The sequence below is a fragment of the Streptomyces sp. NPDC051987 genome (genome assembly GCF_040680735.1).
Classification (GTDB): Bacteria; Actinomycetota; Actinomycetes; order Streptomycetales; family Streptomycetaceae; genus Streptomyces.
The window spans coordinates 89,614-111,662 of the sequence record NZ_JBFAXI010000010.1; the positions used below are offsets into that span (position 1 = coordinate 89,614).

23 protein-coding genes and 1 pseudogene are annotated in these 22,049 nt (G+C 71.8%); 13 read left to right on the forward strand and 11 right to left on the reverse strand.

All coding sequences use genetic code 11. The features are described 5' to 3' along the window. Nucleotides 1–23 precede the first annotated feature (23 nt). The 3 genes and pseudogenes from AB0M11_RS08605 to AB0M11_RS08615 all read right to left on the reverse strand — a co-directional run bounded on the left by AB0M11_RS08605 (nt 24) and on the right by AB0M11_RS08615 (nt 1,514). Nucleotides 24–869, reverse strand: coding sequence for an alpha/beta fold hydrolase (locus tag AB0M11_RS08605; protein WP_365702818.1), 846 nt, complete (start codon nt 867–869; stop codon nt 24–26). Next, nucleotides 866–1,177: pseudogene (locus tag AB0M11_RS08610) on the reverse strand (helix-turn-helix domain-containing protein); the annotation flags it as partial. The pseudogene AB0M11_RS08610 and the gene AB0M11_RS08605, both read right to left, overlap by 4 nt. 46 nt (nt 1,178–1,223) lie before the next feature. Beyond that, complete coding sequence (locus AB0M11_RS08615; protein ID WP_365702902.1) at nt 1,224–1,514, reverse strand: hypothetical protein; 291 nt, start codon at nt 1,512–1,514, stop codon at nt 1,224–1,226. A 197-nt stretch (nt 1,515–1,711) separates the two neighbouring features. Between AB0M11_RS08615 and AB0M11_RS08620 the strand changes: the two genes are divergently transcribed. Next, nucleotides 1,712–3,472 carry a hypothetical protein gene (locus AB0M11_RS08620; RefSeq protein WP_365702820.1) on the forward strand — a complete coding sequence of 587 codons (1,761 nt, stop codon included), beginning with the start codon at nt 1,712–1,714 and terminating at the stop codon, nt 3,470–3,472. A 90-nt stretch (nt 3,473–3,562) separates the two neighbouring features. On the opposite strand, the gene AB0M11_RS08625 is transcribed toward AB0M11_RS08620, so the two are convergent. Then, entirely contained in the window at nt 3,563–3,916 is a 354-nt protein-coding gene (locus AB0M11_RS08625; RefSeq protein ID WP_365702822.1) for a hypothetical protein, read from the reverse strand. Between the two features lie 90 nt (nt 3,917–4,006). Continuing rightward, a complete protein-coding gene (locus AB0M11_RS08630) occupies nt 4,007–5,218 on the reverse strand; it encodes a helix-turn-helix transcriptional regulator (RefSeq protein ID WP_365702824.1) in 1,212 nt (403 codons plus the stop codon). Nucleotides 5,219–5,650: 432 nt separating this feature from the next. Between AB0M11_RS08630 and AB0M11_RS08635 the strand changes: the two genes are divergently transcribed. Further along, complete coding sequence (locus AB0M11_RS08635; protein WP_365702826.1) at nt 5,651–6,172, forward strand: hypothetical protein; 522 nt, start codon at nt 5,651–5,653, stop codon at nt 6,170–6,172. 78 nt (nt 6,173–6,250) lie between these two features. Here the strand turns inward: AB0M11_RS08635 and AB0M11_RS08640 are convergent, their stop codons facing one another. Beyond that, nucleotides 6,251–6,751 carry a hypothetical protein gene (locus AB0M11_RS08640; RefSeq protein ID WP_365702827.1) on the reverse strand — a complete coding sequence of 167 codons (501 nt, stop codon included), beginning with the start codon at nt 6,749–6,751 and terminating at the stop codon, nt 6,251–6,253. 306 nt (nt 6,752–7,057) lie between these two features. Then, nucleotides 7,058–7,576, reverse strand: coding sequence for a hypothetical protein (locus AB0M11_RS08645; RefSeq protein ID WP_365702830.1), 519 nt, complete (start codon nt 7,574–7,576; stop codon nt 7,058–7,060). 520 nt (nt 7,577–8,096) lie between these two features. Here AB0M11_RS08645 and AB0M11_RS08650 point away from each other — a divergent pair. Next, complete coding sequence (locus AB0M11_RS08650) at nt 8,097–8,666, forward strand: fasciclin domain-containing protein (protein WP_365702832.1); 570 nt, start codon at nt 8,097–8,099, stop codon at nt 8,664–8,666. A gap of 39 nt (nt 8,667–8,705) precedes the next feature. Here AB0M11_RS08650 and AB0M11_RS08655 read toward each other — a convergent pair whose 3' ends face one another. Beyond that, nucleotides 8,706–9,368, reverse strand: coding sequence for a hypothetical protein (locus AB0M11_RS08655; protein ID WP_365702834.1), 663 nt, complete (start codon nt 9,366–9,368; stop codon nt 8,706–8,708). Nucleotides 9,369–9,946: 578 nt separating this feature from the next. On the opposite strand from AB0M11_RS08655, the gene AB0M11_RS08660 reads away from it, so the two are divergent. From AB0M11_RS08660 to AB0M11_RS08670, 3 genes are read left to right on the forward strand one after another with little or no spacing between them, the layout of a single operon-like run. Then, the gene (locus AB0M11_RS08660) at nt 9,947–10,684 is read left to right on the forward strand and encodes a hypothetical protein (protein ID WP_365702836.1); all 738 of its coding nucleotides are present in this window, start codon (nt 9,947–9,949) and stop codon (nt 10,682–10,684) included. A 55-nt stretch (nt 10,685–10,739) separates the two neighbouring features. Next, entirely contained in the window at nt 10,740–12,344 is a 1,605-nt protein-coding gene (locus tag AB0M11_RS08665) for a hypothetical protein (protein WP_365702838.1), read from the forward strand. A gap of 2 nt (nt 12,345–12,346) precedes the next feature. Further along, nucleotides 12,347–13,039: a nucleotide-binding protein gene (locus tag AB0M11_RS08670; protein WP_365702898.1), complete on the forward strand. Its 693-nt coding sequence runs from the start codon at nt 12,347–12,349 to the stop codon at nt 13,037–13,039. A 44-nt stretch (nt 13,040–13,083) separates the two neighbouring features. Here the strand turns inward: AB0M11_RS08670 and AB0M11_RS08675 are convergent, their stop codons facing one another. After that, nucleotides 13,084–14,166, reverse strand: a complete 1,083-nt coding sequence (locus AB0M11_RS08675) for a macro domain-containing protein (protein ID WP_365702840.1) — start codon at nt 14,164–14,166, stop codon at nt 13,084–13,086. A gap of 108 nt (nt 14,167–14,274) precedes the next feature. On the opposite strand from AB0M11_RS08675, the gene AB0M11_RS08680 reads away from it, so the two are divergent. The 7 genes from AB0M11_RS08680 (at nt 14,275) to AB0M11_RS08710 (ending at nt 20,346) form a co-directional block, all read left to right on the forward strand. Beyond that, nucleotides 14,275–15,630 (forward strand): macro domain-containing protein, encoded by a 1,356-nt coding sequence (locus AB0M11_RS08680; protein ID WP_365702842.1) that lies wholly within the window; start codon nt 14,275–14,277, stop codon nt 15,628–15,630. A 609-nt stretch (nt 15,631–16,239) separates the two neighbouring features. Further along, the gene (locus tag AB0M11_RS08685; protein ID WP_365702844.1) at nt 16,240–16,488 is read left to right on the forward strand and encodes a hypothetical protein; all 249 of its coding nucleotides are present in this window, start codon (nt 16,240–16,242) and stop codon (nt 16,486–16,488) included. 12 nt (nt 16,489–16,500) lie between these two features. Next, the gene (locus AB0M11_RS08690; RefSeq protein WP_365702846.1) at nt 16,501–17,700 is read left to right on the forward strand and encodes an SPFH domain-containing protein; all 1,200 of its coding nucleotides are present in this window, start codon (nt 16,501–16,503) and stop codon (nt 17,698–17,700) included. 232 nt (nt 17,701–17,932) lie between these two features. Further along, entirely contained in the window at nt 17,933–18,151 is a 219-nt protein-coding gene (locus AB0M11_RS08695) for a hypothetical protein (protein ID WP_365702848.1), read from the forward strand. A 58-nt stretch (nt 18,152–18,209) separates the two neighbouring features. Continuing rightward, nucleotides 18,210–18,428: a hypothetical protein gene (locus tag AB0M11_RS08700; protein WP_365702850.1), complete on the forward strand. Its 219-nt coding sequence runs from the start codon at nt 18,210–18,212 to the stop codon at nt 18,426–18,428. Nucleotides 18,429–18,760: 332 nt separating this feature from the next. Further along, nucleotides 18,761–19,696, forward strand: a complete 936-nt coding sequence (locus tag AB0M11_RS08705; protein WP_365702852.1) for a slipin family protein — start codon at nt 18,761–18,763, stop codon at nt 19,694–19,696. A 143-nt stretch (nt 19,697–19,839) separates the two neighbouring features. Then, entirely contained in the window at nt 19,840–20,346 is a 507-nt protein-coding gene (locus AB0M11_RS08710; RefSeq protein WP_365702854.1) for a glutathione peroxidase, read from the forward strand. Between the two features lie 195 nt (nt 20,347–20,541). Here the strand turns inward: AB0M11_RS08710 and AB0M11_RS08715 are convergent, their stop codons facing one another. Both AB0M11_RS08715 and AB0M11_RS08720 read right to left on the reverse strand, forming a co-directional pair. Further along, nucleotides 20,542–20,733: a DUF397 domain-containing protein gene (locus AB0M11_RS08715; RefSeq protein WP_365702856.1), complete on the reverse strand. Its 192-nt coding sequence runs from the start codon at nt 20,731–20,733 to the stop codon at nt 20,542–20,544. A 213-nt stretch (nt 20,734–20,946) separates the two neighbouring features. Further along, nucleotides 20,947–21,804: a helix-turn-helix transcriptional regulator gene (locus AB0M11_RS08720; protein ID WP_093501737.1), complete on the reverse strand. Its 858-nt coding sequence runs from the start codon at nt 21,802–21,804 to the stop codon at nt 20,947–20,949. Nucleotides 21,805–22,049 lie beyond the last annotated feature (245 nt).

Below are 22,049 nucleotides of genomic sequence, written 5' to 3' on the forward strand. Positions count from 1 at the left end.
TCGGCAGGTCTCGTCGGGCCGGGTCAGCGGGTTTCGCCGGGCGTGGCGTCGAGGACCCCGGCGCGTGGGCTCAGCGCCCAGTCGAGGGCGAAGTCGGCGACGGCCTCCCAGCCGGGCTCACCGCAGGTGAAGTGATCACGGCCCGCGAAGACCGTGTGGGCGGTGACCGCCGTCGAGTGCTTGGCGTTCTTCTCGTAGTTCTGCCGCTGGACGACCGGGGGCAGGATGTGGTCGCTGCCGCCGGAGACGAACAGCAGCGGCGCCCGGTCGTCGTCGGTGAAGTCGAAGGTGGTGGCGGCGTGCGGGGTGACGGCCGCGAGGCCGCCCTGGAAGAGGATGCGGGCCGGCGTCGGCACCGCGTAACGGTCGTAGGCGCGCCGGGAGGCCTCCTCGTCCAGGGTGTTGGTGAAGGCGTAGTGGAACTGCTCGGCCGTCAGCGGGACCGCCCGGTGCGCGTTCGCCGGGTCCTTCAGGACCGGCAGGACCGAGCGGAGCTCCGAGAACGGCATCGCGTTCACACCCTTGACCGCGGCGCCGTCGATCGACACTCCGGCCGCCCCGAGCCCGGCGCCGACCAGGAGCTGGGCGAACGTGCCGCCGAAGGAGTGCCCCATGATGATCGGCGGGGTGTCGAGTCTCCCGATGACCGCGGTGAGGTGATCCAGCACCTCGCGGACCCCGACACCGGCGATCGCCGAGGCGTCCTCGCGGAGCGCCGCCACCCCGGCCTCCCCCGGCTCGATCCCGGGGTATCCGGGCGTGAGGACGGTGAAGCCCCGCTCCTCGTACCGGGCGGCCCAGTGCTCCCAGGCGAGCGGTGTCATCCACAGACCGTGGATCAGGACGATCGTGTTCGGTGCAGAAGTCATGCCCGCATCCCTCCGTCGGTACGGCAGCCTTCAGGGCGGACGCCCGGCCGGTGCTGTCCTGCCTCGGCGAGGGTGGCACCGCTCGCGCTGTGCACGGGGCCAAGGATCCGGGCCGCCGTTGTGCGCGGCGACCGGCAGGTCTGAGTCCCCCTCCGGCCCCGGCCCGGCCACGGGCTGGCCGAAGGCAGTACGAGGGTGCGGTCCCGCTGGTCCCTGAGGGACAGACCGGTCAGTTTCTCGATCCGGCCCGCCCGGTACAGCGGCGTGTCGCGGTGCACCGGCAGTGCGGCCGCCGCCGCGGTGCTGTCGAAGCCGTGGGTCGCGGCGGCGGGGAGCGGGGGCTGGCGGTGGAGGTCAGGTGGTGTCTTCGGGGGGACGCACTCGGGTGTACGCGAGTGTCCCGGCGCGGCGGGTGGCGGCTTCGGTGACGAGTGCGCGGGCCTGTTCGGGCAGTGGAGGCCGGCCGATGGCTCCCGCACCGGCTCCGGGGACCAGCGCCTCGGCCACCTCGGCGGCCGTCGGCCGCTGCCGCGGGTCGGGGCGCAGGCACCGGCGGACCACCTCCAGGAGGTCCTGCGGCAGCCCGGCGAGATCCGGGGTGCCGGCCCGGATGCCGGCGAGAGCAAAGAGTTGATCAAGGGTCATCGGGGTCGTCCTGGGCGGCGCTACGCTCGGGGCGCTCTGCGGCTCCGTGCCGCAGCATCGGGGGAAGGTGGCCGGGCTCGCCGGTCGGACGCATGCCGTTCTGGAATACGCCGCGCGCACCACTGGATGCAGTCGCTGCCCCCGTGGCAAGCACAGCCACTCCACGCGGACGGGCCCGCCCCGGAAAGAAGACACCTGTGAATCGAATCGCGCACAGACGCGGCTGGCTCCCGTTGCTCCTGGCCGGCACGTTCGTGGCAGCGCTCCCGGCGGCAGCGGTCGCCGACGGGACCCCGATCGACCCGGAACTGCCGACTCCCACCCTGTTGGCCGGCACGGACTGCGGCAGCGAGAGCAACCCGGCCTGGCATGCCCTTTCCATCTTCACCCCCGAGGGCATGACCGTCTCCATAGGCATACCGCGGTCCACGGTGAACGGGGTGACCAACCAGGGAGTCGTCCACGCGTGGGACGTGGACGGTTCGCAGACGGCGGACGGGTCCGCCGACGGGCTGCCGGTGGCCTACCAGTCCGTGTACGTCCCCCTGCCGTTGGCGGACGGGCACACCTACGCCTGGGACGCGTCGACGTACAACGGGACCGCGTACTCGGAGGCGACCGCGCCCTGTTACTTCAGGACGGACGCGAGCCCGCCCGTCACGCCGGTCGTCACCAACCCGGACTTCCCCCCGGCAGGCGGCCCGGGGACGCCCACCAAGGCTGCCTGGCAGCCCTCCACCTTCAGCTTCAGCTCCAGCGCCGACCCCCTGCCCGCCGGATGCACGGAGGCGGGAGCTCCTGACTGCCAGTCCAGCGGCTTGGATCACTTCGCGTACGCGTGGGACCAGGAGCCAGGCATAGGAGCCGCCACGGTTCCAGCGGACGCACAGGGCAAGGGCAGCGTGACGGCCGCTCTGGACTGGGGAGTTCACACCCTCTACGTCGTCGGCGTCGATGCGGCCGGGAACGAGTCTCAGTCGCCGGCTGCGTACACGTTCACCGTTCCGTGGCAGCTCCCGCCGCCGAACCCCACCACCCTCGACCTCACCGCCCCGGCGAAAGCGGCCCGAGCGGTCCAACTGACCGTGTCCGGCCGGCTGTCGGCAGCTCCGTACGCCACTGGTGAGGCGGTCCACGTGGTCAAGAGCGACCTGGCCCACCCCGCGGGTGTGGCACTGCCGGATGCGCTGCTCGCCGCCGACGGCACCTTCCGCATCACCGATGTCCCGCAGACCGGGGGAGCCAACACCTACACCGTGACCTACCCGGGTGACTCCACCCACCAGACCGTCACCGCATCTACGACCGTCCAGGTCTCCCGCAGCGCCACTGCGGTGTCCATGACCACCAACGCCACGTCGTACTCGTACGGCGCGACCGCCAAGGTCACCGCCCATCTCGGCACGACCTACGACGGACGGACCCTCGCGATCTACGCCCAGCCCTACGGCGGCAGGACGACGCTGCTCAAGACCGGCACGGTGGACAGCCACGGCAACCTTGCCACGAGCTACAAAATCACCCGCAAGACCACGTTCACCGCAGCATTCGCGGGAGACGACCGCTACGCCCCGGCCACGGACGTCAGGACCGTGGCTGGCTACGCGCAGGTGTCCGAGTCACTGAGCGGCTACTACGGGAGCACCCACTACGGCAGCGTTGTGTACCGGGTCTACCACCACACCGCCAAGGCCACCTTGAACGCCACGATCACCCCCGACAAGGCCGGCCAGTGCGTGCGGTTCCAGACTCAGCGGTACTACGGCGGCACCTGGCACACGCAAAGCACCTCCTCCTGCCGCACGCTCGACACCAAGAGCACCGCCGACGCGACACCGGGCCTGACCATGACGGTCAACAGCAAGTTCCGTGTACGGGCCGAGTACGTCCACAGCAGCAAGGACCCCGGCAACCTCAGCACATGGGGGGCCTGGCAGTACTTCACCGTCAGGCAGTGAGAAGCGGCCGCCTGAGCCTCCTCCCGGTGCGGCTCCACCGACCTTCGTCGACACTCGAGGACGGGTGGTGTCGATGACCCATCGGACATGTCAGGCGCGGCTGACGCTGACGCCGCCGAGCAGGCCCCAGGCGTCGATCCGGACCGTCGGGCCACCCGGCTCGCTCGGGCCGTCGTCCTTCACTCCGCCCAGGCGCAGCCCGTGGACCTCCACCCGGACGTCGCGGCGGACCTTGAGGCTGACGCCGCCGATCAGGCTCACCTTGGTGATGCGCAGCTCGGCGCCGTCCGGGATGTCGATGTCCGTCAGATCGACGTCGGCACCACCGATGAGGGAAGCGGTGACGGTCCTCTCGTGCAGGGTGGCTCCTGCCAGGCGATGACCGCCGATCAGGCTCACCTTGACGTCGGTCTTCTGTGGGTTGTCCCCGTCGCTCTTCGTCATGGGAAGTACCGTACGGACGTCGGCCCGCGGCCCCCAGTGCTCTGCATCCTGCGTTGCCTGTGACAGGTGTCATGCCGGAGCCGACGCCGATCACGCGTCGGTGGGTATCCACTGGCGCACACCGCGGTCGTTCGTGCCGTACCAGTAGTGGGGCAGGCTCTTGATGCTGCTGGTGCGGAACGGGTGGCCGTGGTCGTCGACGCGGACCGTGCCGGTGCGGCCCTGGGACGACCAGTCGAGTTCCAGGTACCAGTTGCAGTCGTAGGCCTCGGTCGTCGCGGTGAGCTGCAGCACCTCCGGGTCCTCGGCGGAGACGCGGTAGGGGAACTGCACTGCCGGGACGATTTTTCCGCTGTCGTTGCCGGGGCGTGCGTGGGCGATCGGGCGGTCGACGTCCAGGTTCACGGAGAAGTTGCGGGGCGGCAGATCACTGCCGCAGCCCTGGCCCATGGCGTACGCGGTGCCGGTGACCGGGGTGCCGCGGCTGACGACACGGACCCGGAGGGCAGTGAGGACCACGGCCGTGGACGACTTCCCCTGCACCGAGATCTGCACCATCGTCTGCCGCCCAGGTACCGCCTGCTGCGCCGCTGCCCACTGCCCGGCGTCCTGCTCCACCGGCGGCGGGGGCACCTGGGCCGGCTTTTTCTGGATGACGTAGTCGTGCCCGCAACCGCCGTCCCAGATCTGCGAGTCGGCGGTCCAGGCGAGCGGCACGGGGGCGTCGCTCTTCGTCTCCGCCGGCGGTCCGCCCTTCGGCTCGGAGGTCCCTGAAGCCCGTACTCCTGTGCTGGGCGAGGCCGAGGACTGACCGATGGCCTTGGCGGAGTCGTCGTGGGACCGGTCGGCCGACAGCGCCGACATACTGCCCAGTGTCACCAGCAGCACGGTCGCCGTGGCCGTGCCGACGACGGTGCGGCGACGGCGGTACCAGGGCCGTCCCGTCGAGCGGACCGCATGGTCCGGACCCGACGCCCGCTCGTCCTCTGTCGGCTGTGGTGCCCCTTCGGTCCGTGTGGGCCCCGCCGGCTCCTCACCCGCCCTCGGCCGCTGTCGTGCCGTCACCGCGAGCAGCCACAGGCGGTGCAGATCGAGGCGTTCTTCCGGTGTCGCCGCGCAGAAGGCGGCCAGGCGCTCCACCGGGGCGTAGTCCTGCGGGACCGCCTCGCCCGCGCAGTAGCGGTGCAGCGTGGAGGTGTTCATGTGGAGACGGCGGGCCAGGGAGCCGTAGCTCCGGCCTGTGCGGTCCTTCAGTCGGCGCAGCAGCGCCGCGAACTGCTCGACGTCGTCCCCGGTTTGCACCGTTCCCCCGTCCCCCACGTGTCCCCGTATCCCAGGCGGTCCATACACCTGCACGTCGGATGGGCTGGGATGGTTCCACCGTAGCCGGACGGGCGTCCGGCGTTGCGCCGCGCCGCCGGGACGGCTGATGCTCTTGGTGTCGCACCGACCAGCACCGGACCGACCAGGCGGCGGTGGGCGACCCATGACACTCCTCCACTCATCCCGTGGGACACCCATGCCCAAGCGCACCCGAGCAGGCCGTTGCTCGCACCCCCCGTCACGGGCTCGCCCCTCGGCGCGCCGCTCGCCACGCCGGCGGACGTCGCGGCCGAGGCGCCGGCTTCCTCGCGACAGCCCGTCCGCCGCACGACGGCCCCGGCACGAAGACACCGGGCCGAGAGCAACCACCTACGGATCAGAACACCTATGGATCAGAGAAGGAAGACGCACATGACCAGCAAGTACCTCGCACACCGCCGTCCTGGCCGCCGCGCGGCCGTCGCCGCCGGCCTCGTCCTGGCTGTCGGACTCGGCGTGTCGACACAGGTGCCGGCACAGGCATCCGTCCCGGCCCCCGCGACGTCGTCCACCGCGGCACTGCGGTCGGTCAGCGGCACGACCGGCCAAGTGGTGACCCGGGTCGCCGACTTCTACGGCGCGTACATCGACGCGATCGTCGACTACGACCCGGACGCCAGGCTGGAAACAGCGCTCCGCAAGCACTACCTGACGCCCGACTTCGCCAAGCGACTGGCGGCCTGGGAGAAGAAGCACGGCGAGGACGGTGTCCTGCATGCGCAGAACGCGCCGCGGAAGTGGACGGTGACCGACAACGGCGCCGTGGGCAACGCCCACGAGGTCCTCGTCACCCTCGCCTTCGGCAACGGGGAGACGACGCAGAAGATCAAGCTCTTCGTGCTGGTGGAGCGGTACAACCACATCGTCGACATCGGCACCACGAGCAATCGCTGACGGCGACGCTCCACCCGGGCCTGTCATGGTCGGCCGCACCTCGGGCCGGCCCAGGTGTGGGGCGTCGGCGCGGGACCCCTACAGCATGTCCGCAGGCGGGAGCAGGAAGTTCCACGCGCTCAGCACACCGCTGACGAAGGCCACGAGCGAGGCGGGCAGCAGCAGGTAGAGCCCGGCCTGACTGCCGGACGCCAGGACGGCTCCGCCGGCCATGAACAGCAGCATGACGACGATGCTGGTGTCACGGCGGTCGAACAGGCCGGTCAGCCGCTTGTCGGCGGTGGCCGGAGCCCTCCGGCGGCGCCCGATGACCAGCAGGCTCAGGCCCCCAGCCAGCCCGGCGGTCATCAGCTCGGTGCCCAGGGCCGGGTCGGTCTGGCGGGGCACCAGCAGCATCGTCGCCATGACCAGCGGAGCGAGAAACAGCACGAGGGTCTGCGCCGCGATCGCGCGCAGCCCCGGGTGCCTGGCGATCCGGTTGGCGTTGAGGGACACCGCGACGAACAGCAGGCCGGTGAGGGCACCGCTGGCACCTCCGGTCATCACGGCGAAACTCTCCCAGTCGACGGGACCGGCCATGTCCTTCCCCCTCCCCGCGTCGGCGCGTGCGACACGTCGTCCGGGACGGCGGCCGGGCCGCTCCCGGACTTCCGGTACGTGACGGACTCCGGCACAGGCTCCCCTCCCTGCGCGTGTTCCACCCCTCCATTGAACGCTGCTGTTTCCGGTGCGCGGGCACGAAGGCGGAGCGGGATTTCGGAAGACCGCCCAACGGGTGTTGTTCACGGGTGTTGTTCATGGGTGACGCGATGGGCCACCCCGACCCGGCGCGGCAGCGTGACGGCGAGGTCGTCCGGTCCTACGGCTCGGCCGCCTCGGGGGCTCTTACTGCCAGCCGCCGGTGAAGTCCCTGTCGAGCTGGGCGTCGCAGATGTTGTAGCCGCCCGACGCGTGCGCCGACTTCGTCCGCCCGGCCACGGTCACACTGCAGTTGATGTCCCCCGAACCCTGCAGCTGGGCGTTGAGCGTGTAGTACATCGCCCCCTTCTCGAACGGCAGGGTGGCCTCGAACCCGCCGTTGCGGAAGACGCCCTGGCGGGTGTCGCTGTCGGAGCCGTAGGTGATGTCGAGACCGCCGAGCGCCCCGGCCGGGGCCGTCCCCCAGACCTTGAAGACGACGGTCTTCGGGGTGTCGGCGCCCTTGCCGTCGCCCTTGCCGTCGGTGCCGCCGCCGTCCTCGGCACCGGCGGCCGTCGTGCGGCTGGACGTGGTGGTGGACGTGGACCTCGGGGCGCCGCCGTCGGGGCCCTTCGAGCCGCTGCCGCCGACAGTCGCGGCGGCGACGCCGAGGACGACGGCCAGGCCGACGACGCCGAGACAGCCGAGACCGATGACCTTTCCCACGCCAGGTCCTTTCCTCGGCGGCTGCCCGTAGGGCTGCTGCGGGCCGGTCCATCCGGGGTGCTGCGGCTGCTGGTTACTCACGGGTCCCCCTGAGGTGTCTGCCGTCGGAAGCAAAAGAGGAGACATAGGGGGAATGACGGGTGGTTGCCGCTTACCCGGCGATTCACCCCATCGTGGTAGACGACACCTGCCGCCCGGCAGCGGACCGGGAGCATGGCGCCGGGCCCCCTTGGGGCCGGGCCGACAGCACAGGACCGGCCCGGCCGCCACCCGGCGGCGGGCGTCCGGCGCGGCCGGGCTTCGAGATGCGGGCCTCGGCTGTCGCTGGATACCCTCGCTGAGTGGCCGGGTGACGGTGCCCCGAGGCCATGGCGCGGCAGCCGCCCCCACCCGATCCGACACTTCACCCCACCCCACCCCACCCCACTCCGACCCGCCCCCGGACAGCAGAATTCCGCGGTCCAGACCTCTGCAGTGTTCACGCCTCCACGGGAGGAAGGTTGCGATGAGGTTCACTCGCATGCGCACGCGCACAGCAAAGGCCACGGCAGCAGCCCTGGTCGCCGTACCCCTGGCGCTGGGCGGCACGGTGTCGCAGAGCCACGCGCAGGACGCGTCCCCGAGCCCGTCGGGCACCTTCGGGACCGGCTGCGCGGGGCTCGCGCAGAAGGCCGACACGGCCAAGGACAAGGTCGCGGAGGCCGCGGCCGCGTATCCGCAGCTCAGCCATCTGGTCTCCGCCGCGGTCAGGGCACATCTGACCGGCACCCTCGACGGCAGACCCGACATCACCGTGTTCGCCCCCGACGACAAGGCCTTCCAGGCGGTGACCGTGGCGCAGTTCGCCTCGGTCCTCGCCAACCAGGGGCAGTTGAAGAAGCTGCTCACGTACCACGTCGTCGACCAGCGGATCACCCCGGACCAGCTCTCCCACGGCTCCTTCACGACGCTGGAGGGCAGCAAACTGACCACGTCGGGGTCGGGCACCGACTTCAAGGTCAACGGCAAGGCGAACATCGTCTGCGGCAACATCAAGGCCGCGAACGCCACCATCTACGTCATCGACGCGGTGCTCCAGCCGCCGTCCTGACGCCGGGCACCGCGCCCGCCCCGGCCCTCGGCCCGTTGATCAGTCGAGGCCGAGGCGGGCGAGGGCGGTGGTCCAGTCGGTGACGATGGCCTGCTGTGCGGCGGCGAGCGTGACCTTGCCCGCGCAGACCGCGGTGTGCAGCTTGGTCTCCACCGGATCCTTCTTGTTGTTGACCCCGGCCCCCTTCTTGTGGCCGGGGTCGGCCGGCTCCACCCACAGGTTGCGCGGGTCGTTGGGGTCACCACCCAGCTGAAGGCTTATCAGGTGGTCGTACTCGGCGGACGCCATGGAGCCGGTGTAGCCGTACGCCGCGGCGTCGAGCCTCTTCTCCTTGCCCGTCACGTACGCGGAGGGACGCACGCCGGAGGTGTAGCCGCCCTTGCGGCATATCGTCGACCTGAGGTTCGCCTGGGTCACCGCGGGCGATATCGCGCCCGGCGTGCAGGCGGGGTCCTCCAGCGGCTCCCCGTGCTCGTAGCGGTAGTGGCAGCTGCCCGCGGCCGGCTGCTGCTGGACCGCATAGTGCCGCTGCGGGCCCGCGCCCACCGCGATCGCCTTCCCGGAGGCGGGCGCCGAGGTCCGCGGCGCCCCCGGGGCCGGGCTCCCTGTCGTGGTGGTCGCCGGGGTGCCCAGCGAGGAACAGCCCGCCAGCAGCAGGCAGGCGAGCAGGACAGGGGGCAGGGCGGGACGGACAGAGCGCATGATGAACCCTCACAAGGCAGGTGGCGACTGAGCAGATGCTGCCCCACCGCCGCCCGCCCCTACCGCGCGGGGTCACCTGTCCGCCCACCCACGGCCGGCGCACGGACGGCGACGCGGAACTCGTGGCCGTCCGCCCGCCGTCGCCGCACTCCCCCACCGCACCTCCGCGCCACCGCACCTCCGCGCCACCGCACCTCCGCGCCACCGCGCCACCGCGCCACCGCGCCACCGCGCCACCGCGCCACCGCACCTCCGCACCTCCGCGCCACCGCACCTCCGCACCTCCGCGCCACCGCGCCACCGCGCCGTAGCCGGTGCCGGTGGCCGGATCCGGTGTGGGGGCGGCGGTGGGCGGGGAGGGCTGCCATGGCTGGGGCGCGGGCGGCGGATCCGGTGGCCGGAAGGGCCCCGTAGCGGGCCGGAAGCGGATCGGAAGCAGCTCGGTTCTGGCCACGGAAGCGGCGCCGCTGGTCGCATCGGGGATGTCAACCATCCTGCCCCGTACCGCTGTTCACCGCCCGGCCGCGCTGCCGGGGGGCGACGGGCGCGGTGCACCGCCGTGACCGCTGGAGTACCCCATGACCCACCCAGGGCCGACCCCGTACGCCGGGCGTCCCGACCCGCTGGCCACCCATCGCGCGCCACCCTCCTACCAGGCCCCGGGGCTGATACCGCCGAGCGGTCCCGCCCGCACCTGGGGGTTGGTGGTCGTCGCCGCTCCCCTGCTGCTGGCCGTGCTGCTGACCCTGTTCGGCTCCCTGACCGGCGATTCGTCCGGGTCGTCGGGAGCGTCGGAGTCAGTCGGCTCGGGGTCGTCCGGCTCCGGTTTCTTCGGCTCGGGCACCACGGGCTCGGGCACCACGGGCTCGGACGGCGACGGCACGGCCGGCGACCAGCCGGCCTACACGGACCCGACGACCGAGTCCGCGTGGCCGTACGGCGACACCGGCACCCCCGAGACGACCGCGACCGACGACTACGCCGACCCGACGGACACCGCCACGGCCACCCCGGAGGCGGGCGCGAGCGGCGGACCGGGCGATGTCGTCACCGCCTACTTCGCGGCGATCTCCTCGCACGACTACCAGACCGCCTGGGACCTCGGCGGCAAGAACCTGGACTCCAGCTACGACAGCTTCGTCTCCGGCTACACCACCACCCAGCAGGACACCGTCGACATCGTGTCCGTGACGGGCGACGAGGTGCAGGTGACCATCGAGGCCCTGCAGACGGACGGCACGACGAAGTCGTACGACGCCACCTACGTCGTCCACGACGGCGAGATCACCAGCGGCACGGCCACCCAGACCGGCTGACATCCACCGGGGCGTGCCGCAGGGTGCGCCCGCACGAGCGGAGCGCTGAACCATCATGGCCACACACGTCATCGACCCCCGTCCGCCCGGCCCGGCACCACAGCCGCCGGGACAGCGCGCGTACGCGCGGACCAGGGCCACCCGGCTGCTGTCCGCGGGCACCTACCTCGACCCCGGCTACCGGCGTGCCGTCATCCGGGAACTGCTGCACCGCCGGTTCCGGGTCGTCGCGCCCTCCTACGGCTACGACGCCGTCTCGGTCCTCGCCCACGCCCTCGCCGCGCGCCGGCTGCGCCGCATCCAGTGGGGGGTCGCGGCCGGCGTGGACGTCGCGGTGCTCCTGCTGCTGAGCAACGGGGTGCTCAACTCGTTCCTCGGTGTCGTCCTGCTGTGCTGGGTGCCGTGGGCGGCGGCCTATCTGCGCCGGATCGTCACCCTGAACATCCTGATGACCCGGGTGCGCGAGACCGGCCAGGACGGCGGCTTCGAGGGCGCCTGCCCCTCGCACGCCAAGCTGACCGACGATCTCGTCCGGAAGATCGACAACGAGCAGGCCGGCCGCAGCGGGATCGTCTTCTACGGCGGCTACCGGCCCTTCGTCGGCGCGGGGCTGCCGCTGCGCGACTGGTCCAACGCGCAGTTGCTGCTCGGCGCCCCGAAGACGCAGATCATGGCGCGCAAGAGCGCGGACGGTTCGCCGCCCGACCTCGACACCTTCGAGCGCCGGCAGGTCAAGCCGTTCACCGTGCACGAGATCACCACCGAGGTGGCCGCCCGGCTCCGTGCCGACCTGCGCGACGCGGCCCTTGCCGACGAGCGGATCGAGGGGCTGACCGTCGAGCAGCGCCGCTACACCACCGCGGTGCGCACCAACGACCGCTCCAGGCGGGCTGGTTGGTCGCAGCTGCCCAGCGTGGACGACCTGCCCGCCATCCACTGGCGGGAGGACTACGACGCGGCCCGCGAGTACCTGTGCGTGCGCGTCGGGTCGTGGAACGAGGAGCTGGTCACCTCGGTCTTCGTGGGGTTCGACATCAAGGGCAACACCCTGCACACGGAGTTCTACACCTACGTGCTCGGGCCCCTCGTGGAGGACTTCCACCTCGTGGACCAGCTGCCCGCCGCCGTCGACCGGCGGCTGGCGGTGCGGGTGGCCTGGGACATGGGGACGGCCCTGGTGCGCTGGTACCTGACGCTGTGGCTGTGGCCGCTGTTCCTGGTCCCCGAGCGGTTCCTGCCGGGATGGGCGGCCAAGTGGACCCGGCCCTGGCGGGTCAGGCGGGCGCGCCGGGCCACGGCCGCGCTGCTGCTGGCGGCCCGGGTGGAGGACACCAGCGAGTTCCGGCTCGGCCGGTACGTCAACCGCTGGCTCAACTGCGGTGCCCTGGCCAGCGTCCGGGAGCTGGCCACCAGCGAGACGTACCACCACTTCTTCCAGCAGTCCGACGCGGTGAAGTACATGCAGATCGTCGAGCGCCGGCTGCTGCAGAGCATCCGCGCGTTCCTCGACGAGCACGACGTGGACCTCGTCGAGCACGACCGCGCGCAGACCAACATCCTGCTGGGCGACAACAGCCAGAACGTCTTCGGCGGCGAGAACAGCAACTTCGGCTACAACTTCCAGCCGCCGGGCGGCGGTTCCGGAAAGGCGGGGCAGTGACCATGAGCCAGGGCCACACCTTCGGCGACCACAACCAGAACGTCTTCGGCGGCCAGAACAGCGGCTTCGGGTACAACGTCTACAACACCCCGCCGCAGGACCAGCGGTCCGTCGAGCAGGAGGCGGCGCGGGCGGCCCAGGCGCGCGCGGAGCACGCCCGGGGGCGCAGCGTCTTCGTCGTGCACGGCCGCGACGAGGAGGTCCGCACGGCGATGTTCGGGCTGCTGCGCCGGCTCGACCTGCGCCCGCTGGAATGGGAGCGGCTGGTGCGGGCCACCGGGGGGACCGCGCCGTTCCTCGGCGAGGTCATCGAGAAGGCGCTGTCCCAGGCGCAGGCGGCGCTCGTGCTGCTCACCCCGGACGACGTCGCCAAGCTCCATCCGCACCTGCTGGGCGACAACGAGCAGCCGTACGAGACCCGGCTGACCGGACAGCCCCGGCAGAACGTGCTGATCGAGCTCGGCATGGCGCTGATGGCCTACCCGGAGCGGACGATCATCGTGGAGGTCGGCCAGGTGCGTCCGGCCGCGGACCTCGGGGGCCGCAACGTGATCCGCTTCGACGGCTCCGAGACCGCCATCTCGAAGATCGTCGAACGGCTCAAGGGCGCCGAGTGCGACCTCGACGACACCCGGCCCGACTGGCGGGACACCTCGTACTTCGAGAACCTGGCGGCCTACCGCCGACTGGCCTGACGGGCCGCGCGCAGGGGCGGGGGGCAGCGGCCTCCCGCCCCTTCTCAGGTCCGCCGCCGCTCCGGTTCCGAGGCCAACGCCGCCAGGAACGCCGCCAGTTCGCGCATGTCGACGCCGTCGACCTCGTCGGGCCTGATGACCACGCGCAGTTCGCGGCAGATCGCGCCCTCCCGGGAGCGGGCCACGAAGGACATCAGGATCAGCCGGAGCAGGCTGTCCCGATCGAGGTGACCGAGCCGGGCCAGCCCGGAGCCGACCAACGGCATCGCCACGCCCTCCAGTTGGGCGTGCGCGCGCAGCGCGTCCCACAGTCCGCCCAGCCCCCGCCACAGGTCCTCCACGCACGAGGCGGCCACGTAGTCGTTGTCCATCCGGCTGTAGGCGACGCCGAACACCAGCCGCGGCCGGTCTCCCAGCACGGCCACCGTGCCGACCGGGTAGCGGTCGAGCTTGCCGAGCGGCTTGTCCGCCCGGTCCTCCCGTGCGACGGGCCGGGCCGGGGCGAGCGCCGCGGCCAGCTCCGCGTCCAGCCGGTGCGCGTCGCCGTCGTAGCGGCGGTCCAGCAGTTGCGCCTGCACGGTGTCGGCGTTGATGAGCCGGCCGCCGGCCGACAGGGTGTCGAAGGTGTCGCAGAACCCGACGACGAGGTGGGCGGGTTGGTCGAACACGTCGCCCGTCTCGACGACCACGGTCATGTCGGGCCGCCGGAACACCTGCCGCACCCGGGTCACCGGGCGGGACCGCAGCAGCCCCCAGCCCAGGCAGCCCCCCACCGACAGCCCGACGACCGCCCCGGCGGCACTGTGCGGCACGAACGGGCCGACGACCTGGGAGACGGCGGACAGCCCGCCGAACGCCACCATCGTGTCGCGCACGAAGGCCTGCCGGGCGCGCCGTGCACCCCGGGGCAGCCGCGGACGCGGCAGGGCGCGCAGGGCGGGGCGGCGCGGCAGGACGGGGCGGCGCGGCAGGACGGGGCGGCGCGGCAGGACGGGGCGGCGCGGCAGGGCGGAGCGGCGTGACCCGGCGCGCCGGGCGGGGCGGCGCGGGAAGGGGCGCAGGATACGGGGCCGGACGGTGTCCGGAGGCCGTATCGGGTCCAGTCCGGCGGAATCACCCGAACTCATGGAATCCCCAAGGCATCATGATAATCTTTCAGTCACTGGGGCTGACGCAGAGTGACGCTGAACCGCCGGGGGGCGACGCGGATGGCCGGTGGGAGAGCACGTATCCGGGTGAAGGTACTGGGCCCGGTCCAGCTCGAGGTCGACGGGGCTCCGGTCCGGCTGACGCCGCTGACGACACGGCTGCTGGTCCGCCTGGTGGCGGCCGAGGGCGAGGCGGTGCCGGTACGGCAACTCCGCCGCGACGTGTGGGGGCTGGCCGACGAGCCCCGCCAACTGGACCAGCGCAACCGCAACGAGGTCCAGAAGCGGGTCCTGGAGCTGCGGCGGGCGCTGGCCCCCGGCCAGGACAGCGCGGGCACGCAGATCCTGCGCACCGAGCAGCAGGTCACCGTGCAGGGGCCGGAGACCGCCTACCGTCTGGTGCTGGGGCCGGAGGAGCTGGACAGCGCGCGGTTCACCGCGATCGTCGGCGAGGCCCTGCTCGCGCCGCCGGCCACCGCCGCGCACCGGCTGGCCGAGGCGCTGTCCCTGGTGCACGGCCGGCCGCTGGCCGAGGTCAACGGCGAGGAGTTCGCGGTGCCTTCGGTGCGCCGCCTGACCACCCTGCTGGACACCGCCCGGCGTGAACTGGTCCGGGTGCAGACGGATCTGGGGCGGCCCGAACTCGCCCTGCCGGTCGCCGAGTCGATCACCCACGAGCATCCGGACGACACCGAGGCCGCGCGGGTCCTGGACGCGCTGCGCGCGGAGCTGCGCGCCCGGCACGGGGCCGAACTGCTGCGGCACCGGGTGCCGTTGCCCGGCCAGCGGGCGGATGTGGTGCTGGTGCGCGGTGACCTCTTCGACCAGGTGGACGCCAACCTGGTGATCGGGTTCTCCGACACCTTCGACACGGAGACCGCCGAGGATCTGGTGATCAGCCGGGAGAGCCTGCAGAGTCAGCTCGTGGACCGGCTGTTCGCCGGGCGGCGGCGGCTGCTGGACGACCGGCTGCGGGCGGGGCTGCGCACGGTGAAGGCGGTGGCCACCGAGACCGTACGGAGCAAGCCGCTGGGCCGGCGGGTCCGTTATCCGGTGGGGACGACCGTGATGGTGCCGGTCGAGGGCCGGCGGGTGTTCGCCACGGCCTACTCCCGGCTGGGCAACGACCTGGTGGCCCGGTCCACCCACGCCGACCTGCGGCTGAGCCTGGAGAACCTGTGGGCCTCGGTGGCGGTGCACGGCCTGTTCAAGCCGGTCGCCGTGCCGCTGATCGGCTCCGGCCTGGCCCGGGTCACCGACCTCGACCGGGGTCAGCTGGCCGCGCTGATCGTGGACTCCTTCATCGACGCCTGCCGCCGCCACCCCGCCCTGACCCCCGAGCTCCGCATCGTCATCCTCCCCCAGGAACTGGCCCGCACCGACCTCACCCCGGTGGAGCAGCGCTTCGAGGACCTGGTCCTCGGCCTCCACGCGACGGACTGACGCCGACACGCCCCACGCCGACGACGAGCGAACCGACACCGAAGCCGGCAAGGGAACCGGCGGCGACGCGGCGCACGACACCGACCGCGGGAGAACCGGCGAAGCCGGCGGCGAACCCGACAACGGAACCAACGGCAAGGCGGGTGGTGCAGCCGACGGCGGAACCGGCGGCGGAACCGGCGGCGGAATTGGCGGCGGAACCGGCGGCAAGATCGGTGGTGAAGGTGAGGCCGGGCGGAGGCTTGGACGGGTCCCCCGAGTCGGCGGGCTGTTCCGCATCTGACTGTTCCCCCTTCGCGGCATCACCCCGCCGGCCGCGTCACGCGCCGCGTCGCCCGGCCTCACCGCCGTCCACGACACCACCCCGACCGCTTCCGCGGACACCCGCCAACCGCTTCCGATCCGATTCCGGTCCGCGCGGCACCCCCGGCGCCACAGCCGGGCGCAGGCCCAAGCTCTCCTCACCTTGCGGCATTTGCCCGGCCCCGCCCGCACGCGGCGCGTCCGGTGCCTCCCGCTCCGCGGGACGGTCCTCCCCGGCCGTTGGGTCCCGCGCGGAACAGGTCTATCGTCGGAATCACAGGGCCAGGACGAGGAGGACGGCCGGTGATGCCGCAGGACGAGGCCGTGATCGGCTGCACGGGGAAGGTGCTCATCGGAACGCGCGGTTCCCTCGGCCCCGGCGAGGTCCTGGTCCGGGTCAGAGGCGGCTCGGAGACCTTCCTCGCCTGGTCGGAGACGCCCCTGCCCGTCGGCTCGACGGTTCTCGTGATCGAATCACGGGGATGCCGCGAGGTCGGCGTCATCGAGTGGGTGGATCCATTGGACGCGCTCGGCGACAGCGCCGAGGCCGGCTGAGGAGTAACAGGAATGTTCGGATACCGCGTACCCGCTCCCGACGAGGCGATGCTGATCTCGGGGGGCAGGCGGGGACTGGGGGGCGCGCCGTTCCGAGTGGTCACGGGGCACGGGAAGTTCGTGCTGCCGGTCTTCCGGAAGGTCCGGTTCCTCACTCTGTCCATGTGCGAGTCCGAGGTCACCGAGACCTGCGTGACCAGGCAGGGCATCGCGCTGCACGTCCGCGCGGTCATCGCCTTCAAGGTGGGCAACGACCACGAGAGCATCATCAACGCGGGCCAGCGCTTCCTCTCCGACCAGGAGCAGATGTCGGTGCTCACCGGCCGCATCTTCGCCGGCCACCTGCGCGCCATCATCGGCTCGATGACCGTCGAGGAGATCGTCACCGAGCGGCAGAAGCTCGCCGCCGAGGTCCTGGACACCTCCAAGACGGAGATGGCGAAGATCGGCCTGATCGTCGACTCGCTCCAGATCCAGTCCATCGACGACGGCGACACCGGCTACATCGACGCCATGTCCGCGCCGCACAAGGCGGCCATCCAGCGACAGGCGCAGATCGCCCAGGCGCAGGCCACCCAGGCCGCCGTCGAGGCGGAGCAGGCGGCGGCCCGCAAGCAGGCCGAGTACGCCCGGCAGACCGCCATCGTGAAGGCCGAGTACTCGGCCGAGGTGGACCGCGCCCAGGCGCAGGCCGGGCAGGCCGGACCGCTGGCGCAGGCGCATGCCCAGCAGGAGGTGCTCGCCGCCCAGACGGAGCTGGCCCAGCGCCAGGCCAAGCTGCGGCAGGAGCAGCTGGTGGCCGAGGTCGTCAGGCCCGCCGAGGCCGAGGCAGAGCGGGTCAGGATCCTGGCGGCCGCCGAGGCCCAGCGGATGAAGATCCAGGCGGAGGCGGCCGCGTCGTACGACCGGGTGGCGCTCGACCGGATGCTGATCGACCAGCTCCCGCAGATCGTCAAGGAGGCCGCCGGCGGCCTCGCGGGCGCCAACGTCAACGTCCTCAACGGCGCGGACGGCCTCGGTGAGATCGCCGCCGGCCTGGTCTCCCAGGGCCTGACGATCCTCGACTCGGTCCGGCAGAACCTGGGCGGCCAGGAGTCCGACGGCCGCCGCTCCGAGGAGAGCGGGAGCAAGGACAGCGGCAGCAGCGGCCTGCTGCAGCTGCCCGGCACCAAGGGCCGCACGTCGGACGACGGGCCGGTGGACGTCGACTAGGCGCTCCGCTGTGAGCGCCCCGGGCCGTGTGTCGGCTGCGGCGCCGTCGTGGCTGGTCGCGCAGTTCCCCGCGCCCCTTCGGGGGCGCTGTCCTCGCCCCGGATCAATGCGCCCCCGACCTCGGGGGCGCTGCCGTCTGCCCGGGGCGGCGCCCCTCCCGCTTCGGGGGTGTTGCCGTTGTTCGGGTCGGGTCTGGTGGACTCGAAAATCGAACACATGCTTGAATTCGGCCATGCGATCGTTTCCCGCGGACCTGGTCAGGGCGCAGCTGGCGTGGAGCGCCACCTACCGGGAGCTCGCCGAGCGGCCCGGACGTGCCGAGTCGCGTCGGCGGCTGTACCGGCTGTCGGCCGAGGTGTTCTTCCACCCCTACTGGCAGCGACGGCGCCCCGCCCCCGCCGCGTGGTGGGAGCTGCGGAGCCTGGGGCGGTCGGACGGGGCAGGGAACTGAGAGGTCTCCGATGACGGGCTGGAGTGCGGGACCGTACGTCCCGGATGATCCTGAAGGCATGTCCGGACCGATACGGGTGATCGTGCATCCGCCGTCGCCGACGGGTGGGCGGCGCGTGCGCGTGGACGGGGAGATCCTCGGGCTCGCGCACAACGTGAACGACGTCGCCGAGTTCCTGCGCCGGGCCGGGCTGGAGATCGACCCGGCGGATGTCGCGGCGGCGCCCTGGATCGACTGGCGGGGCGGCGGGCCGGAGCGGTGGGGACCGGACGCGTGACGGACAACGCGCGAGGCCCGTCCGGTGTGGACGGGCCTCGGTATGGAGCGCCGGGCAGGCCTTGCACCTGCATTTCCCCGCAGGAAGCGGGGCGTCTTTCCTTGGACCACCAACGCAGCACCAGGCGGCCCTCACCGGGCCGACCAGCTCTGGAATGATCATAGCCCATACGGGCGGTGGGGCGTGGCCCGGCGCCCCTGCCTCGCCTTCCCGGGCGCCGGTTTTCTTTACGCACTCCTGACGCCGGCAGCCGCATCCCCGGACGGCCGTGGCGTGTCCTCATCCTTGTCCGGTTTCTTGTCCGGATCACGTCGAGAATGGAGTGTGTGCCCATGGACGGCGCCGTCGTAGGGGTCGTACTGGCGGTCGTACTGGTCCTGCTCGTGCTGCGCAGCGGGATGCGGGTGGTCAACCAGGTCGAGCGTGGGGTCGTGTTCCGCTGGGGCAAGGCGCTGCCGGACTTCCGGCGGCCGGGGATCACCTTCCTCATCCCGTTCGCCGACCGGATGCGCAAGGTGAACGTGCAGGTGGTCACCATGCCGGTGCCCACCCAGGAGGGCATCACCAAGGACAACGTGTCGGTGAAGGTGGACGCCGTCGTCTACTTCCGGGTCACCGACCCGGTCCGCGCGGCCATCGAGGTGCAGGACTACATCTTCGCCGTCGGGCAGGTCGCCCAGTCCTCGCTCCGTTCCATCATCGGCAAGAGCGACCTGGACGACCTGCTGACCGACCGGGAGCGGCTGCACGAGGGGCTCGCCCTGATGATCGACAGCCCGGCCGCGGAGTGGGGCATCCACATCGACCGCGTCGAGATCAAGGACGTCCAGCTGCCGGAGTCCCTGAAGCGGTCCATGTCCCGGCAGGCGGAGGCCGAGCGGGAGCGGCGGGCCCGGGTCATCACGGCGGACGGCGAGTTCCAGGCCGCGCAGCAGCTCGCCAACGCCTCCCGGATCATGGCGGAGACGCCCGAGGCGATGCAGCTGCGCCTCCTGCAGACGGTCGTCGAGGTCGCCGCCGAGAAGAACTCCACCCTCGTCATGCCCTTCCCGGTGGAGCTGCTGCGCTACTTCGAGCGGGCGACCAAGCGGCTCGACCAGGAGGTCGAGAAGAACGAGCGCGAGCTGGACGGCCCGGACGGGTCGGCCGCGCTCAAGGCCGGCATCGAGCAGCTCGCGGCCGTCGCCGACACGTTCGGGCCGGCCGGGGAGCTCACCGCGCCGAAGGAACCGGCAGCGGAGCCGTCCGCTCCCGTCGAGCGGCCGTAGCGGAGCGGCGGCGGCGTCACCGCGGGGGACGCCGCCGCGCCGAGCGTCTCGCGCGGGCGGGCGAGGTGAGCCGGGCCACCGAGCCCGCCGGCGTGGCACGGGCCGAAACCCCTGGCGCCACCTGACGGAGTTAGCATCCGCCCATGACGACTACTGAGAACAACGGGTCCGTGCTGGACGTGGAGATCGGTGCGCTGCGGGGTGGGTCGGCCGATCTGCCGGGGTACGGCGGCAAGGCCGTGCTCATTGTCAACGTGGCCTCCAAGTGCGGTCTGACCCCGCAGTACACCGGTCTGGAGAAGCTCCAGGAGCGGTACGCGGCGCAGGGCTTCACCGTGCTCGGGGTGCCCTGCAACCAGTTCCTGGGCCAGGAGCCCGGGAGCGCCGAGGAGATCGCCGAGTTCTGCTCGGCCACGTACGGCGTGACCTTCCCGCTGACCGAGAAGGTCGAGGTGAACGGCGAGGGCCGGCACCCGCTCTACGAGCGTCTGGTCGAGTTCGCCGACGCCGAAGGACACACCGGGGACATCCGTTGGAACTTCGAGAAGTTCCTGATCGGCCGGGACGGGCAGGTCGTCGCGCGGTTCTCGCCGCAGACCGAGCCGGAGTCGGCGGAGGTCGTGGCGGCGATCGAGTCCGCCCTCGCCTGAGCCGGGACCGGCCCTGGGAGACGGCGGTGCGCGTCGGCCCGGCCCGCACGCCGACGTGCACCCGCCCGCCCACCGGCCGGCGGGCACAAGCCGAGCCCCCTCGGCAAGGACGGCGGGCTGGTCGAGAGGGCTCTGGGTGACGCTTGTGCAGTTGTTTTCGTCGGGAGCGTGAGACGGTGGGTCAGCGAATGCCCCCTACGCCTTGACCGAGTCCACGAAGGTGTTCCACGCGTCGGCCGGGAACGCGAGGACCGGGCCCTCCTCGACCTTGGAGTCGCGTACGGCGAGTCCCGCGGTCGTCGGCGACTTGACCTCGACGCACGCCCCGTTCCCTGCGGAATAGGAGGACTTCGTCCACGTCTCCGTGGCGCCCTGAAGCAGTGCCATGTCCACTCCTGTTGCGAGTTGCTGTGGTGCTTGCTGTAGTGCGAATCACGCCAACCTTTCTGATCGGTTGGCGTGATCGACGCTACTAGCCAACTTCCCCGCCCGGAGTACTCGTTCACTCGTCTGGATGGCATATTCCAGAGGAGCCTTCCATGGGAGCGTTCCACCGGTGTACACTCCGCCGCTCTCTGTTCGGGAGGGCGGCGGAAGGGCTCAGCGGGCGTACTCCTTGGCCGCGTCGGCGATGAACTGCCGGGACTGCTCGACGTTCAGCGACTGGGCGCGCAGGTGCTCGTACATCACGGCGTACTTCTGCACGTCGTGGGCCTTCTCCAGGTAGAGGTCACTGGTCACGCCCTCCAGGTAGACGACGCTGGAGTCGGCCGCGTCGGCGAACTCCAGGATCGCGTACTGGCCGTTGAGGCCGGGATGGGCGCCGCACTCGAAGGGCAGCACCTGCACGGTGATGTGCGGCTGCTGGGACATCTCGATGAGGTACTCCAGCTGCTCGCGCATCACCAGCCTGCTGCCGACGAGCCGGCGCAGCGCGGCCTCGTCGAGCACCACCCACAACCGGAGGGGGTTGTGCTCGGCGGTGATACGTTCCTGTCGCCGCATCCGGACCTGGACCCGCTTCTCGATGTCGGCGGCCGAGGTCTCCGGCAACGCGCCCTGCACCAGTGCCTCGGCGTACGCCCGGGTCTGCAACAGACCGGTGACCAGCTGGGGTTCGTACACCCGCAGCGACTCTGCGTCCGTCTCCAGGCCGATGTAGACGCTGTACGGGATGTCGCCGAACGCGTGCCACCAGCCCTGCTGGCGCGAGTCCCTGGCCATCTCCATCAGGGACTCGACGACCCGCTGGTCCTCGACCTCGTACACCCCGCACAGGTCGCGGACGTCGCGCTGGCTGATGCTCCGGCGCCCGTTCTCCAGCCGGCTGATCTTCGACTGCGAAACGAGCAACCGCTCCGCCACTTCCTCCGCCGTCATGCCCTTGAGCTCGCGGAGCCTGCGCAGCTCCTGGCCCAGCCGGCGTCGCCTGACGGTGGGATTGACATTGGACGCCACGGGACGTGCACCTCCGGCTGCCTGCCTGTAACTACCACTTTGCGTATCTGCTGTTGAGCAGACTGCCACCAAGGGGCTTCCTACCGCTGGGAAACGGTGGATATGCGGCGCGTACGCGTCAGTTCGGGCACGTTCCGGATGCGACGGGGCCGACGGGGGCGCAAGGGGGCGAACACGGCCGAGCGGGGGGGGGGGGGGCGGGCGGGGCGGGCCCCGCCCCCCCCCCGCGCCCCGCGGGCCCCCAC